General features: G+C 40.4%; 15 protein-coding genes. 12 read left to right on the forward strand and 3 right to left on the reverse strand.

Features of this window, described 5'->3' with window-relative positions; genetic code table 11:
• Nucleotides 1-10: 10 nt before the first annotated feature.
• On the forward strand, nucleotides 11-889 hold the full coding sequence (locus B3297_RS13815; RefSeq protein ID WP_088163151.1) for a rhomboid family intramembrane serine protease: 879 nt from the start codon (nucleotides 11-13) through the stop codon (nucleotides 887-889).
• A complete protein-coding gene (locus B3297_RS13820; RefSeq protein ID WP_236560300.1) occupies nucleotides 834-1,997 on the forward strand; it encodes an endonuclease/exonuclease/phosphatase family protein in 1,164 nt (387 codons plus the stop codon). The genes B3297_RS13815 and B3297_RS13820 overlap by 56 nt, the downstream gene beginning before the upstream one ends.
• Here B3297_RS13820 and B3297_RS13825 read toward each other — a convergent pair.
• Nucleotides 1,987-3,597 (reverse strand): S41 family peptidase, encoded by a 1,611-nt coding sequence (locus B3297_RS13825; protein WP_112375010.1) that lies wholly within the window; start codon nucleotides 3,595-3,597, stop codon nucleotides 1,987-1,989. The two genes, B3297_RS13820 and B3297_RS13825, sit on opposite strands and share 11 nt — an antisense overlap.
• 319 nt (nucleotides 3,598-3,916) lie before the next feature.
• On the opposite strand from B3297_RS13825, the gene B3297_RS13830 reads away from it, so the two are divergent.
• From B3297_RS13830 to B3297_RS13850, 5 genes are all read left to right on the forward strand, one after another.
• Nucleotides 3,917-4,486, forward strand: coding sequence for a hypothetical protein (locus B3297_RS13830; protein WP_046673680.1), 570 nt, complete (start codon nucleotides 3,917-3,919; stop codon nucleotides 4,484-4,486).
• 141 nt (nucleotides 4,487-4,627) lie between these two features.
• Nucleotides 4,628-6,025 (forward strand): class II fumarate hydratase, encoded by a 1,398-nt coding sequence (gene fumC / locus B3297_RS13835; protein WP_070570264.1) that lies wholly within the window; start codon nucleotides 4,628-4,630, stop codon nucleotides 6,023-6,025.
• 48 nt (nucleotides 6,026-6,073) lie between these two features.
• Nucleotides 6,074-6,562, forward strand: a complete 489-nt coding sequence (locus B3297_RS13840) for a fumarate hydratase (RefSeq protein ID WP_236560302.1) — start codon at nucleotides 6,074-6,076, stop codon at nucleotides 6,560-6,562.
• A 63-nt stretch (nucleotides 6,563-6,625) separates the two neighbouring features.
• Complete coding sequence (locus B3297_RS13845) at nucleotides 6,626-7,780, forward strand: MFS transporter (RefSeq protein WP_070570268.1); 1,155 nt, start codon at nucleotides 6,626-6,628, stop codon at nucleotides 7,778-7,780.
• Nucleotides 7,781-7,795: 15 nt separating this feature from the next.
• Entirely contained in the window at nucleotides 7,796-8,797 is a 1,002-nt protein-coding gene (locus tag B3297_RS13850) for an acyltransferase (protein ID WP_070570270.1), read from the forward strand.
• Nucleotides 8,798-8,818: 21 nt separating this feature from the next.
• Here B3297_RS13850 and B3297_RS13855 read toward each other — a convergent pair whose 3' ends face one another.
• Together B3297_RS13855 and B3297_RS13860 are read right to left on the reverse strand one after the other, a co-directional pair.
• Nucleotides 8,819-9,283: a copper resistance protein NlpE gene (locus B3297_RS13855; RefSeq protein ID WP_115049384.1), complete on the reverse strand. Its 465-nt coding sequence runs from the start codon at nucleotides 9,281-9,283 to the stop codon at nucleotides 8,819-8,821.
• A 191-nt stretch (nucleotides 9,284-9,474) separates the two neighbouring features.
• Nucleotides 9,475-9,849: a DUF3127 domain-containing protein gene (locus B3297_RS13860; protein ID WP_070570272.1), complete on the reverse strand. Its 375-nt coding sequence runs from the start codon at nucleotides 9,847-9,849 to the stop codon at nucleotides 9,475-9,477.
• 77 nt (nucleotides 9,850-9,926) lie between these two features.
• Here B3297_RS13860 and B3297_RS13865 point away from each other — a divergent pair, with 77 nt between their 5' ends.
• From B3297_RS13865 to B3297_RS13885, 5 genes are all read left to right on the forward strand, one after another.
• The gene (locus B3297_RS13865) at nucleotides 9,927-11,105 is read left to right on the forward strand and encodes a THUMP domain-containing class I SAM-dependent RNA methyltransferase (RefSeq protein WP_046673747.1); all 1,179 of its coding nucleotides are present in this window, start codon (nucleotides 9,927-9,929) and stop codon (nucleotides 11,103-11,105) included.
• Nucleotides 11,098-11,745: an HD domain-containing protein gene (locus B3297_RS13870; RefSeq protein WP_046673674.1), complete on the forward strand. Its 648-nt coding sequence runs from the start codon at nucleotides 11,098-11,100 to the stop codon at nucleotides 11,743-11,745. The genes B3297_RS13865 and B3297_RS13870 overlap by 8 nt, the downstream gene beginning before the upstream one ends.
• Nucleotides 11,746-11,996: 251 nt before the next feature.
• Nucleotides 11,997-12,764: a glycerophosphodiester phosphodiesterase gene (locus B3297_RS13875; protein WP_070570274.1), complete on the forward strand. Its 768-nt coding sequence runs from the start codon at nucleotides 11,997-11,999 to the stop codon at nucleotides 12,762-12,764.
• A gap of 173 nt (nucleotides 12,765-12,937) precedes the next feature.
• A complete protein-coding gene (locus B3297_RS13880; protein ID WP_201640049.1) occupies nucleotides 12,938-13,774 on the forward strand; it encodes an endonuclease/exonuclease/phosphatase family protein in 837 nt (278 codons plus the stop codon).
• Between the two features lie 228 nt (nucleotides 13,775-14,002).
• Nucleotides 14,003-14,821: a DUF4197 domain-containing protein gene (locus tag B3297_RS13885; protein ID WP_286779042.1), complete on the forward strand. Its 819-nt coding sequence runs from the start codon at nucleotides 14,003-14,005 to the stop codon at nucleotides 14,819-14,821.
• The last annotated feature ends 55 nt before the right edge of the window (nucleotides 14,822-14,876 follow it).

Raw genomic sequence — 14,876 nt, forward strand, 5'->3', positions numbered from 1 at the left:
ATCGTGCGCAATGAATAACATCGGTTTAAAAGATTTTTGGAGACAAACCTATAAAACTGGCTCGCCCGTACCTTTGGTGATCAGTATTCAGGTCTGTTTATTTGTCCTCATTTATTTTTTAGACCTGCTCTTCGAATTAAAAATTGTACCACAAAGCTTTTTGGAACCTACGGTGCGTCTATTAAGTTTACCGAGTAATTTCTCAAGCTTTATTGCACAACCCTGGTCATTGGTTACATCGAATTTCGTTTACGTCAAGCTCTGGACCATACTTTTTGATAGTCTCTGGCTCTATTGGGTCGGTCAGATCTTCTTTACCTTCTTAAACAAACGGCAATTTCTATTTGTCTATATCGCCTCATGGCTGCTCGGCAGCGTGCTCTATATGGGCTTTGGGTCACTTATTCCCATGCCAAGTAACTTACAGCTTATGGGAGGTTCTCTTCCCCTGGCAGCGGTATTAGCCGCGATTGTGACTTTGGTTCCCAAGTACGAATTACGCTTTCTCCTTATTGGTACTGTTAAGCTAAAATTAGTGGCTATTATTTATTTTGGATTGGAATTCCTTACCCTTACGATGACCAATCGACCTGCTGCCATTTCGTATTTTGCAGTTATACTTTTTGGAATGGGATTCACTTATGCGCTAAAATCGGGAATGGACTGGTCTACGATTTTTCAGAAAAAACAACAGAAGCCTGCAAAAATGAAAGTCGTTGTAGGTAACAATATTCCGACAAATCGGAAACATCGTTATGACTTACCCAATCAGGACGAAATCGATGCTATCTTAGATAAAATTTCTGTTTCTGGCTACGACAGTCTAACGAACCATGAAAAAGAAACGCTCTTTAGGGCAAGCAATAGTGGTGACAAGGTTGATGGATAAAAGGACATTTTTAAGAAGAAAACTGGGCTTTATAAGTAAAACAATGTTCCTGGCAAATATGCTTGCGATCGTTGCATTGCTTATGAGCTATTCGGCTACCTTCATTAATCCCAAATCCTTTTGGCCAATTGCATTTATGGGCCTGGGCTACCTTCCAATTCTCCTTATCAATATTGGATTTATCTTTTACTGGCTACTCCGCAAACGAAAAATTGCACTTTATTCACTCGTTACAATCCTCATTGGATGGCCTTTTTTAACTAAGCATTGGAATATTCGCAAAGAGAATGCCCCTGTATCATCGGAGGTACGTACGCTTCGCATTATGACTTTCAATGCTCATCTGTTCAAGAAGGTAAACGATGAGAAAAAGAACTTTAAAGCCGACGTTGTCCGCATTATTGACAGCATCTCTCCTGATGTGATCTGCTTTCAGGAATATATTAGCAAGATTAAGGGAAAACATGTTTTCTCTGAGGAATTCAAAGATAAATTGGGATATGACTATTTTTTCTTTGAACCGAGCTCTAAAAACGATTATGAGGCGTATGGAATGGCTGTTCTTTCGCGTTTCCCGATCTATGATTCAGGAACCATCAGAGACAACGATTACGGAATCAACCGGATTAGTTATGTTGATATCAAAAAACAGGACACCCTGATCCGCATCTACAATATACATCTACGTTCTTTTGCGCTGCAAAATGAAGACAAGGAATTTATCCAAAACCTGTCCAATAATAATGAATCGGATAATTCGAGGACCCGTAAATTGAGCCGCAAACTTAAGAATGCCTTCGAGCTACGCAGCGAACAGGCGCATTCGTTAAAGAAGCACATGAATGAATGTCAATATCCTTATATTGCCGTAGGTGATTTCAACGATACGCCAATGAGCTACTCGGTCAATCTAATTGGAGACAGGCTGTATAATGCATTTAAGGAGAAAGGTAATGGCTGGGGAGTAACCCATCATGCCCTGCTTCCGATCTTTCAGATCGACTATATTTTTGCTAGCCAGAAATTTCAGGTAATGAATTATCAGATTGTCAAACAGAAATTATCGGATCATTACCCCGTGTGGTCTGATCTTAGGCTTAAACCTTAGGCATCTGATAACCCAATGTTTTAAGACCTATTTCAATAAATTTATCCCTTCGGTTTTTGATTTTGTAATATGCTTCACGACCAAAATAATAGCGACCGACCAAGGCCTCGATATCGGATTGAATCAAATCATGTAAGTTTTTTGCTTCTTTGGCGGTGACCGAAATCCGCTTCTGACTGTTGAGATATGAAATAAATAGATCAAATTCTGTTGTCGGTAAGTGGTAACCGCTAATAAAATTCTCGATAGAATATGCGGGCAAATGTTTCGTGAAGCGATCATAAACAAATTCTTCGATCGCATTGGAATGAAATATCTCGCGGTATTTGGCACTGGTTTCGTTGGTGTCAATCGGAATAGTAACATCCGGAAGAATACCACCACCACCAAAAACAAGTTTCCCTTTGCTGGTGGTAAACATTTCTTTTTGGCTGAATTCAGTGTCCATCGTCCATAAATCGAAGCCTGTCATGTATTTCGCAGCATCAAAATTGGCGCGTGTGTATTTTCGCTGAATGCATCTTCCAAGAGGGGTATAGTAGCGAGCTACAGTCAGATTGATTGCAGAGCCATCCGAAAAGTCAAATTGTTCTTGTACTAAGCCTTTACCATAGGACCTGCGGCCGACAATCGTTGCCCGATCCAGATCCTGAAGAGCACCGCTCAAGATTTCGCTTGCTGATGCCGTACTTTCATTGATTAGCACAATGACACGGCCATCACCAAAATCGCCAGCTTTCTCCGAATAGAAATCCTGGCGCAGCTCATTGGCACCCTCGGTATACATCAACAATCTTTTTTCTTTAAAAAATTGCCCCGCCAGATCAATCGCCGTATGGACAAATCCACCACCATTGTTACGCAGATCCAAAATAAGATCCTGCGCCCCACTTTTCCGTAAATCTATGAGCGACTGTCTGAATTCGTCTGCTGTCTTATGCCCAAATCTCCGAATTTTCACATAAGCTGTTTTCGGAGCGATCATATAGGATGCATCTAAGCTGGAAACATTTACCTGATCGCGAATGACTTTTATTGGATTGGCCATTACCACTCCATTACGTTGAATAGCAATCAATACAGCTGTTCCTTTCTTTCCACGGATTAACCTTTCAATTTCGGACTCGGTTACCTTTCTTCCGACAAGATCCTTATTCCCGATCTTTAAAATGCGGTCGCCGATACGCATACCTGCTTTTTCAGCGGGACCAGCAGCAACCATTCCAACAACAAGTAGCGTATCTTTCAGACGGAAATACTCCACACCGATACCATCAAATGTTCCTTCAAGCGTTTCCTGCTTTGCAAGCACTTGATTCGGCCTTAAAAAGGTGGAGAAAGGATCTAAACGGGATACGACATGTTCAATGGCTTCGTCTTGAACGGTATCTATACTGACATTATCAACGTAATTCTCAGCAATTAATTGAATGAGATATTGTAATTTGTCCGAGTTGCCATTCGAGCGTAGACTCGAAAAGGTTGTTTTTTGGTTGCTTCCCTGCTCCTCGGCATAATTTTGCCCCAACAGCAAGCCAAGAAGCAATACTGCAGCATATGTAGCGGCTACAAAAATATTTCGTTTAATACTTTTCTGCATGGGAAATCTTCATGAATTATCGAAGATGAGACAAACTATTCAACAATTAATTACTTCATCAAAAATAGCAAGTTTATTCGGTTAAACGAGCACCTGAACCCATATTTTTACATTAAAAATAAAAAGTTCCCTTCCTTGTTTTCAGGCGGAAACAGCGTCTTCCATGGCTAGAAGTCTTTGTAAAAAATTAAAAAATAACAACAGAACAGCCGATAAGGGCACCGAACATTTAATTTCAACAGATGAAGATGATGTCTATAATTTAACTTGCAAATGCGCGTAAATTTATCTTAGTTTGAATTGAAAAAGATTCCACTTTATGCACGAAATCGAACCTTATTACAACTGGCGGGACTATTACATTGCCGCTGAAGATGAACAATCCCCATTTTATGGTACAATCTATAGCGAATTCGATTTTGACAAGCAGATCTATAATTTTCTTTTGCACCCACAATGGGACGAATTCGGTTCGCTTACCTTATATCTAAAAATACTATTTGTGGACTATGAAAAACAATACTGTATTATCGAGCTGATTGGTGAATGGAATGATGCGATCTACAATGATATTATGTTGCTCAAGCGAGAAATTATCGATGTATTGATCAGTCAAGGCATCAAGTATTTTATTCTAATCGGGGAGAATGTACTGAATTTTCATGCTTCAGACGACTCTTACTATGAGGAATGGTTTCAGGATATCGATGATGGCTGGATTGCTGGCGTCGGTTTCCGTGAACATGTGATCGAAGAGTTCCAGCAACAGAATATAGATTATTACATTAATTTCGGTGGCGCATTGAATGAGCTACCTTGGCGGGCATTAAAACCGAAACAAGTTTTCCACCATGTGAATGATTCCTTAACAAAACGTCTTGGTTTTTAGATCTGCTTATTGGGTTTTATTCTCAATCCTTATTCTTTAATCCTTGCTCTTTACTGTATTATCCTGTAACTTTGTAATTGATGTATTAGGTGCTTCGCACATATACTTATAATTTTTACGTTTTACTTATACTTACATACTATGTCATTCAGAATTGAAAAAGACACGATGGGTGAAGTTCAAGTCCCTGCAGACAAATACTGGGGTGCACAGACAGAGCGTTCACGCAACAACTTTAAAATCGGACCGGCAGCTTCGATGCCACACGAAATCGTCGCAGGCTTTGCTTATTTGAAAAAAGCAGCTGCTTATGCTAACCACGAGTTGGGGGTATTACCTGTAGAGAAACGTGATGCAATCGCTACCGTATGTGATGAGATCTTAGCGGGCAAATTGGATGACCAATTCCCATTGGTTATCTGGCAAACGGGTTCAGGTACACAATCCAATATGAATGTAAATGAGGTTGTCGCAAACCGTGCACAAGTATTGGCTGGACATAAGATCGGTGAAGGCGAACCTGTGTTAAAAGCAAATGATGATGTAAATAAATCGCAATCATCTAACGATACTTTCCCTACAGGAATGCATATCGCGGCGTATAAAGCTGTTGCAGAGGTTACAATTCCAGGTGTAGAAAAATTGCGTGACACATTAGCTAAAAAAGCTGAAGAGTTTAAAAATGTCGTAAAAATTGGCCGTACACACTTAATGGATGCTACTCCGTTGACTTTAGGTCAAGAGATTTCAGGTTATGTCGCACAATTGAACCATGGTCTGAAAGCTTTAAGAAATACACTTTCGCATTTATCAGAACTTGCATTGGGAGGTACTGCAGTAGGGACAGGATTAAATACTCCAAAGGGGTATGACGTTGTCGTTGCTAAATATATCGCCGAATTTACAGGCCTACCTTTCGTAACCGCTGAAAACAAATTTGAGGCATTGGCAGCTCATGACGCAATCGTTGAAACACACGGTGCATTAAAGCAATTGGCTGTAGCATTAAATAAAATTGCAAACGATATCCGTATGTTGGCTTCTGGCCCACGCTCAGGTATCGGTGAAATCCTGATCCCGGAGAACGAACCAGGATCATCGATTATGCCAGGTAAAGTTAATCCAACGCAATGTGAAGCATTGACAATGGTCGCGGCACAAGTGATGGGTAATGATGTGGCTATTACGATTGGTGGAACGCAAGGTCACTATGAACTAAACGTGTTCAAACCATTGATGGCGGCAAACTTCTTGCAATCTGCTCGCCTATTAGGGGATGCTTGTGTTTCATTTGAAGAGCACTGTGCAGCTGGTATTGAGCCGAACTACAAACGCATCAAAGAATTGGTTGACAACTCATTGATGCTGGTAACCGCTCTAAACACAAAAATTGGTTATTATAAATCGGCAGAAATCGCGCAGACAGCGCATAAAAATGGCACTACGCTTAAAGAAGAAGCAGTGCGTTTAGGTTATGTGACTCCTGAAGATTTCGATGCTTGGGTAAAACCAGAAGATATGGTTGGAAGTTTAAAATAAGCTGTGACTTTTATTTCAATAAAAAATATACGAACAAAAACATACCTATTGGCGCTTGCCATAGGTATGTTTTTCTTTTTTACAGCCTGCAAATTCAATTCGGATATGCAGAGCGAAGGTGCCCCCTTTTTACAGGGAGAATGGGTCCAAGACAGCATTCCTGGACAGCAGCAGATGATGCAATACACCTTGACCGACTTCAAGTTTACCTGTGACTCTGTTTACGCGACCATGCACGTCAACAATAAAGTACAAACCATACCAGATAGCTGTTACAAAAATGGCTCCTGGACAGAACATGCAAAAGGTATTTATGTTTTGCGCGGAGACTCCATCATTGTCGATGGTATCTATACCAAGGAGAATGGCAAACAGAAGATTTCAGGTTGCTATCTTTCCGGTCAGTATATCCCCCGCTTTAAAGTCGTTTATCATACTGCAGATTCGGTGGTACTGGAAAGCAGGTTAGATCAACGTCAGATCATCTTAAGAAAGACTAAAAATATTACTTGTGTCCCTCAAAAAAGGTATCAATAATTTTTAGTACAATCTATTTACTATCTTCGTACCATTATCGTACAACCTCAACCTTAAAATACAATGAACAAAGGAATTATCGCTTTGGCATTTGGCGGACTTGCCATCGGAATGACCGAATTCACGATGATGGGCATCCTGCCTGACATTGCCAAAGATCTTCATATCGAAATCCCTACCGCTGCTCACCTGATTGCACTCTACGCACTGGGTGTCGTTGTAGGTGCCCCAACATTAGTGCTATTTACAGGAAAATATCCTCCGAAGAAGGTATTACTCTTTTTAATGCTGCTCTTTTTTATCTTCAATGGCCTTTTCAGTATTGCACCGGGACAGTTTTTGATTAGTCTCTCCCGTTTTATGGCCGGACTTCCCCATGGAGCATTTTTTGGTGTTGGGTCTGTCGTGGCAGCAAGACTGGCTCCGAAAGGAAAAGAAGCACAGGCTATATCCATTATGTTTACCGGAATGACTATTGCCAATTTGGCTGGAGTACCACTCGGCACCTATTTAGGCCATCATTATTCATGGCGTTTAACGTATGGTATTATCAGTATATTGGGATTAATCACTTTTGCAGCAATTTATGCATGGATGCCAAAAATTGAGGCCGCCAAAGGAAATAATATCTTTAGTCAGTTAAACTTCTTCAACAAAAAAATTGCCTGGTTATTAATGGCTATTATTGCCATAGGCACCGGTGGACTTTTCGCCTGGATCAGCTACATCGCGCCTTTGGTGACCAATGTGTCGGGCATCGCTGCTGATCGTGTCCCCTTGATTATGATCCTGATCGGTGTTGGTATGTTTTTCGGAAATCTTATCGGCGGAAAACTGGCTGATACAATCTCCCCAACCAAAGCGGCAATCGCGAGTTTCTCCGCTATGGCGATATGCCTTGTGATGGTCTACTTTATATCACCACTGGGCTGGACAGCCTATCCTTTAGCCTTTATTACAGGACTGGTGTCCTTCACTATTGGTTCGCCGACACAACTGATGTTGATCCGCGCCTCAAAAGAAGCAGCAACATTGGCCGCAGCAGGTGGTCAGGCAGCCTTTAACCTCGGGAATACCTTAGGTGCATTTTTAGGTGGAATCCCAATAACCTGGGGTTTAGCTTATAATACACCTTCCCTCGTTGGTGTGGGCATGGCGAGCATTGGAGCACTCCTGACTTTGCTATATTTGAAAGTCTACGACAATAAAACTCAATAAAAACAGCATAATCAAATGGCGCGAACAAGTTATATCAGTATACTACGTATTGTTGCGATATTCCTCGTTATCTTGATTCATTCCTCTTCGGGCTACTTAAACAGCAATGAATTTGAATCATTCGACTGGAGTTATGCCAATTGGCTCAATAGCTTCTCGCGCTTTGCGGTACCCCTGTTTGTCGTTATTTCAGGTGCCCTCCTGTTGCAGAAAGACGAAAGTACGGGACAATTTTATCGGAAACGTTTATTGAAAATTGTCCCGCCTTTTCTTTTTTGGAGCATCGTCTATCTTTTCTATTATTTTGTCCGTTATATCGATTTTGACTATATCGGTTTTCCACAAGTTATCAACATTGTGTTAATTCGCTTAAAGTCAGGAACGAATGCGCACCTTTGGTACCTATATATGATACTTGGGCTCTACCTTGCAGTTCCTTTCATACGCAAAATTGTGGGCAACTGCAGTAAGAGAGAGCTTGAGATCTTTTTGGGATTGTGGTTTGCAGCGTTATTTTTTACGAATAAATGGTTCAATAGTTACCTACCTAATTTTGACCTGACCTTTTTCTCGGGTTATGCAGGCTATTTGGTCTTGGGCCATTACTTACGTAATTACCCTATCCCAATGGTAAAATTGTCAAGTTTTACATTTTTTCTGATCTGCTGTTTAATTACAGCATCGGGGACATATTATCTAAGTAGCTCCCGAGGTGAATTTGATCCGACACTTTACAACTATCTTTCCCCCAACATCGCATTGAGTGCAGGCTTTTTATTCGTCTTCGTGCAAGGCCTTAAGCTCCCAGAACAACTCAACGCCTTCTGGGAATTTATCGACATCCACAGCTTTGGCATTTACCTTTGCCATATTTTGCTGCTCAATTATATTCATCCTTTGCTTCCTTTATCCACTTTGTGGAAAATCCCGGCAGCAACGGTGCTCACGTTGTTGGCTAGCGCCCTACTGACCTATTTATTACGAAAAGTTCCATACGGTAAATACATCAGTGGCTAATTCCGTTATCGGAGCTTCGTTTTACAATTTCTCGCCTTCGACCTTATTGTATACATAAAGATGCGCATTGGGGCCTTCAATCGCATGGCCTTCCTGATCTAGCCCAATCAGCTTGTTTTCACCCACCTTCAGTTTCATATTTGTTTCCTTCCCTGTGAGATGAACAACGGATCCGTTGTCGTGCCACATGACTTTACCACTATCTTCGACCTTGGTATTTTTATTAATATATTCACTGACGATGGCAAAGGTATTATCATTTTTTAAGGTGATATTTGTTTTGATACCTTCACAATCAGCACAGGGAATAGTAGCTTCATAGGTACCGGCCCAATCCAACGAATTCTGAGATGTATGGGCAGTATCCACCGCCACAGTCTCATGTGCAGTGGAATCTGCGGTTGTATGCTGACTATCTTTTGAGGTTTGATTACATGCACTTAGCGAAATCATTGCTAAGCAAGAGAACAATACGGTTAATTTCATATCTGTTGTTTTTGATGTACGATACCATATAGCAAGCAATTTCAGCGCCAAGAAAAATCAGGCACGCCTACTGGATTCCAAAGAAAAAAGGCTTCTTGAGGAAGCCTTTCTATCGTAAATAACTGTATTGCGAACAGTTTAAATAATCTATTTGCTACCGCGTGGCGATAGGCTATACAATCCTATTCAGATTAAAATGGTAGATCGTCATCATCTGATGAACCCGCCAAATCTACAGGGGCAGGCATATCTGCGTAACCTGGAGAAGATGGAGCTGGAGCAGCATTACCTAATTTTGTAACACGCCATGCTACTAATGAATTGAAATAAGTTGTTACGCCATCTTTATTAGTCCAAGGACGACCACGAAGATTAAAAGATACTTCTACCTCTTCACCAATTGCAAGGTTATCAAAAATTGACGTTCTGTCTTGTGTTGCCTCAAAACGGATATACTCAACAAATTGTGGGTTTTCGGCATAAGCTACAATCATATCGCGTTTTTTGAATGATTCTGTCACTTGTTGTGTCGCTCCTATCTCGTGTACTTTTCCTCTAATTTCCATAATCAAAAAAATAAATATTAAAGCGTAAAATTAAGCAATTTTTGAGGAAGAGTTTAATTAACTTTGTACAAAATATGATGGAAGTTTTCAACACCCCCAATAAAGTTATTATAACGTGCAATAAGCGCTTATCACCTTATTTGCAACAGGAAGTTAAAGAGTTAGGTTTTGACATTGTCAGGGCATTCCCTACAGGCGTAGAATTAAAGGTCAGTATAAACGATACGATCAAGCTTAATCTGAACCTACGCACAGCCTCTCAGATTTTGTATTCGTTAAAGGAGTTTACAGCCAATAATCCGACGGAGCTCTATGAAGAATTGAGTAAAATTGCCTGGGAAGAACTTATTCAATTTGACGGATATTTCTCTGTCAGCTCTAATGTTGATAATGAGACAATCAGCACGCCTTTATTTGCAAACGTAAAGGTTAAGGATGCAATTGTGGACCGTATAAAGGAAAAAAAAGGTCTGCGCCCTAATTCAGGTCCGGACAATAATAAAGCGGTTGTCCACTTGTACTGGAAAGATGACCGTGCTGAAATTTTTCTCGATACCTCAGGCGAGACACTGGCAAAACATGGTTACCGTAAGATCCCTGGAAAAGCGCCAATGCTGGAAGCTCTTGCAGCCTCAACAATTATTGCTTCCAAATGGGATGGTAATTCACCTTTTGTAAATCCGATGTGTGGATCCGGAACTTTAGCCATTGAGGCGGCACTGATAGCAACAAACAGAAAACCAGGGTTGCTGCGCATGAACTATTCATTTATGCATTTCATCGGTTATGATGAAACAGTTTTCTTCCAGGAGCGCCGACTACTCAAAGATCAGATCAATAAAAAAGCGGCTCCACAAATTATTGCAAGCGATATTTCAGAGGAGGCAATCAACGTCTCAAAGATGAATGCAAGAACTGCTGGTGTGGAGCAATTAATTTCGTTTGAAGTATGCGATTTTGCCGAAACACACGTTCCTAAAGAAGGTGGTGTCATTTTATTCAATCCTGAATACGGTGAACGTCTGGGCACGCACAGCAAGTTAGAGATTACCTATAAGCGTATGGGGGATTTCATGAAACAGGAGTGCAAAGGTTATAGAGGCTATATATTTACCGGAAATCCAGATCTGGCAAAGAAAATCGGGCTACGTGCGTCCCGACGCATAGAATTTTATAATGGTAAATTAGATTGTAGATTATTAGAATACGAATTATACGAGGGTACTCGCGAAAAAACAAAAGTATTGTATGAATAACATTATTGAGCGCACAGTAGCATTTGTGCAAGATCGATTGAAATTTGCAGAAGCAGGCCACGATTGGTCGCATATTCAACGCGTATGGAACAATACGAAGTTAATTTTAGAAGATGAAGAAGCGGATGTTATGGTCTGCGAATTGGCGGCACTGTTACATGACATCGCTGACAGTAAATTCCATGATGGTGATGAAACAATAGGCCCTCGTGTTGCCGGAGAGTTTTTGGCAAGTCTAGAAATTTCACCTGAAATCATTGACCATGTGAAGAAAATCATCTTCAATATGTCTTTCAAAGCAAGTTTGGGGGAAGTGTCATTCCATTCAAAAGAGATGGAAATCGTGCAAGATGCAGATCGTTTGGATGCTATCGGTGCAATAGGCATTGCCCGTGCGTTTAGCTTTGGTGGTAATAAAGGCCGTGAGATGTATAATCCGAACATTCCTGTTCAAGAATATAAGGATAAGGAAGCGTACAAACATTCGGAAGCTCCTACAATCAATCACTTCTACGAAAAGCTATTATTGTTAAAGAATAAGATGAATACAGAGGCTGCAAAAAAAATAGCAGCACATCGTCATGACTATATGCTCAACTTTCTGGATGAGTTTATGGCTGAATGGAATGGTAAAAAATAAATTACACTTAACAATTCCTAAATATAAAAGTGGTACTTTAGATCTTGTACATCGAGATAAAAAGTACCACTTTTTTTGTTCCATGTAAAATCAGCTTTTAAACAAATTTGTAAGAAACGATCCTGTCACCAAGGTCGATTTTTACTGCTAGTATCGTAATCGGTATTATAAATACGTAGAATAGGAATAAATCACCGAGTGAAACGTGCACATTATGCCGTTGAAAACAAACACTCATACATAATTATAGCATGAAAAAACATATTTTTAGTTGTCTGACACTGGCTATGGTAATCTCATCCTCCGCATTATTCGCACAAACGAAAGCCATTGCACATCGTGGCGTATGGAAAAACAGCCATCTTCCGCAAAATTCCATTGCTTCCTTAACAGCGGCCCACGAACTCAAGCTCTTCGGATCCGAGTTTGATGTACATTTGACCAAAGACAATATTCTTGTGGTCAACCATGACAATGATTTCTATGGCATTGATATCGCAACGGCAACCTACAAAGAGCTCTTAGAAAAGAAACATCCTAACGGTGAATCCATTCCCACGTTGGAAGAATATATTAATGTTGGAAAAAAATTAAAGGGTTTACGCCTTATCCTTGAGTTGAAAATCAATAAACTTGGGGTCGAGCGTACGCTTGAAGCGACCACAAAAACGGTTGAAATGGTCAAAAGCTTAAAAGCTGAGAAAATTACGGATTACATTTCCTTCAGCTTTGAAGCTTGTCAAAAGATCCACGAATTGGCTCCTAAGGCTAATATCCAATATCTTACAGGAGATAAATCTCCTTCAGATGTAAAAGCTGCTGGGATTAATGGGGTGGATTATCACTTTTCCGTCTTTAAAAAGAATGCGACATGGCTGAAAGATGCGCATCAACTTGGTATGAAAGTGAATGCATGGACCGTAAACACAGAAGAAGAAATGACAAATCTAATCGATCAGAAAATTGATTTTATTACCACTGATGAACCTGAGTTGTTGCTCCGCATATTAAAGAAATAAGGACAAACCGAGTGAACAAAGGACATTTATAGCGATGAAACTAAACACTCGTGTCGCCCGAGGCAGCATGATTGCCTTTATATAAAGAATAAATGATGAACAAATAACCGAGTGAAACGAGTTCATTTAAACACATGAAGATCACTCATAAATAGCATAAATAATTCAAATAAATGAAAAAAAGTCTTTTTCTCGTTATAGCACTGTGTTTATCTTTCCTATCGTATGGGCAGGAATTTATTGCAGGCAGTTATAATATACGCCAAAGAAATACCGTCGATGTCGATAACATGTGGAACGACCGGAAAGTCCCGCTTACCAATCTGATCAAATACCATGGTTTTGATATCTTTGGTATCCAAGAAGGTTTTTTTGATCAGGTTCAAGATCTCAAAAAGCTCCTTCCTGGATTTGATTACGTGGGTGTAGGTCGCGACGATGGTGCACAAGAGGGCGAGCACTCGGCGATTTATTACAATACAAATCGCTTTAAAGCGATAAAGAGTGGAACTTTCTGGCTTTCAGCCTCAGATACCGAACACCCGAATAAAGGCTGGGATGCAGCACTACCGCGAATCTGTACCTGGGGTATCTTTGAAGACAAGGCCAACAAAAAACGCTTTATCTTTATGAATACACATTTTGACCATATCGGTCGTACTGCACGTACCGAAAGTGCAATATTGATTCTGACAAAAGCAAAAGAGTTTGCCAAAGATCTACCGCTCATTTTAACCGGAGACTTCAATGTGGATGAACAAGATGAGGCTTATTTTACACTTGCCAATAGCAAAGTAGTTACCGACGTACATGAATTGGCTCCTTTCAAATATGAACCGAATTCTTCCTTCAACGGATGGGGCAAAAGCATCAGACCAACAGGCCGCATAGACCATATCTTTATCACCAAACCTTTCCAGGTAAAAAAATATGGTATCCTGACCGACACCTACATGAATAAATTTCCGTCGGATCACTTTCCAGTAGCAACGACACTCTCCTGGAAATAATGTCTTGTTAATAACAACAACCCTATAACACAAACAGCAGGTTCGCTTAGGATCTGCTGTTTTATTTTGTGGGACAGCTTTTATTTACACCGCATCAGGAATAGGGACTCAGCACGCTGTAGCGTATCTGCTACGATTCCCGACAATAGCTATGTTTCCTGGCAATTGGTTTTAACTTTCACATAAATTAACAGTCGATATGTTTAATTTTGACAGCAAAATAAAAACATGATGAAATTTCCACTATTATATTGTACACTATTTGTCTCCGGATTACTTTATTCCAATGCAAGCGAAGCACAGATTTTTAAGAAAATCAGTGAGACATTGGCAAAAGCAAATCAGGGCCAGACCGACAGTATCAAAACAACGACAACAACAAATACGACCGCAATAGCATCAAAATCGAATACCTTGGCATCTTTGTCCAATAAGGATGCATCGTTGGGAATCAAACAGGCTTTAAGCAACGGCTTAAATCTGAGTATCGAATCTCTAGCCAAGAAGGATGGTTTTTTGGGAGATGCAGCAGTAAAGATTTTGATGCCTGCCGAAGCACAGAAAGTAGAAAAAACGCTTCGTGCTGTTGGGATGGGGAAATTGTGCGATCAGTTTATACAGAGCATGAACAGAGCTGCGGAGGGAGCCGTTAAAGAGGCTGCCCCAGTATTTGTCAATGCACTTTCGAAGATGACGATTACAGATGCAACCAACATTCTTTTAGGTAGCAAAGAAGACGCCGCGACAACGTTTTTTAAAACAAATACATCGACCGAATTAACAAACAAGTTTAGTCCTGTTATCAAATCTGCCATGGGTACAAACAATGTGGACCAGTACTGGACCCAATTGACAACAGCTTACAACAACCTTCCTTTAGGCAATAAAGTGGAGACAAATCTTACGGCATATGTTACGCAGAAAGCAATAGATGGTCTATTTATCAAAGTTGCCGACCAGGAGTCAAAAATTAGACACAACATAGGCGGCAGTAGAAATACCAATATCCTGCAGAAGGTATTTGGTTACGCTGATCAAAAGAAATAGAACACGATTTACATGTAAAAAAAGGACCTGTCAACAATTTGATAGGTCCTTTTTT

The organism is Sphingobacterium sp. UBA3519 (assembly GCF_002377215.1).
GTDB classification, from domain to species: Bacteria; Bacteroidota; Bacteroidia; order Sphingobacteriales; family Sphingobacteriaceae; genus Sphingobacterium; species Sphingobacterium multivorum.

Coding starts and splice junctions, on each gene's coding strand:
- B3297_RS13880 (WP_201640049.1), top strand. CDS start 12,938: ATGAAAAAAAGTCTTTTTCTCGTTATAGCACTGTGTTTATCTTTCCTA.
- B3297_RS13825 (WP_112375010.1), bottom strand. CDS start 3,597: ATGCAGAAAAGTATTAAACGAAATATTTTTGTAGCCGCTACATATGCT.
- B3297_RS13875 (WP_070570274.1), top strand. CDS start 11,997: ATGAAAAAACATATTTTTAGTTGTCTGACACTGGCTATGGTAATCTCA.
- B3297_RS13815 (WP_088163151.1), top strand. CDS start 11: ATGAATAACATCGGTTTAAAAGATTTTTGGAGACAAACCTATAAAACT.
- B3297_RS13870 (WP_046673674.1), top strand. CDS start 11,098: ATGAATAACATTATTGAGCGCACAGTAGCATTTGTGCAAGATCGATTG.
- B3297_RS13845 (WP_070570268.1), top strand. CDS start 6,626: ATGAACAAAGGAATTATCGCTTTGGCATTTGGCGGACTTGCCATCGGA.
- B3297_RS13855 (WP_115049384.1), bottom strand. CDS start 9,283: ATGAAATTAACCGTATTGTTCTCTTGCTTAGCAATGATTTCGCTAAGT.
- B3297_RS13885 (WP_286779042.1), top strand. CDS start 14,003: ATGATGAAATTTCCACTATTATATTGTACACTATTTGTCTCCGGATTA.
- B3297_RS13860 (WP_070570272.1), bottom strand. CDS start 9,849: ATGGAAATTAGAGGAAAAGTACACGAGATAGGAGCGACACAACAAGTG.
- B3297_RS13830 (WP_046673680.1), top strand. CDS start 3,917: ATGCACGAAATCGAACCTTATTACAACTGGCGGGACTATTACATTGCC.
- B3297_RS13820 (WP_236560300.1), top strand. CDS start 834: ATGAAAAAGAAACGCTCTTTAGGGCAAGCAATAGTGGTGACAAGGTTG.
- B3297_RS13850 (WP_070570270.1), top strand. CDS start 7,796: ATGGCGCGAACAAGTTATATCAGTATACTACGTATTGTTGCGATATTC.
- fumC (WP_070570264.1), top strand. CDS start 4,628: ATGTCATTCAGAATTGAAAAAGACACGATGGGTGAAGTTCAAGTCCCT.
- B3297_RS13865 (WP_046673747.1), top strand. CDS start 9,927: ATGGAAGTTTTCAACACCCCCAATAAAGTTATTATAACGTGCAATAAG.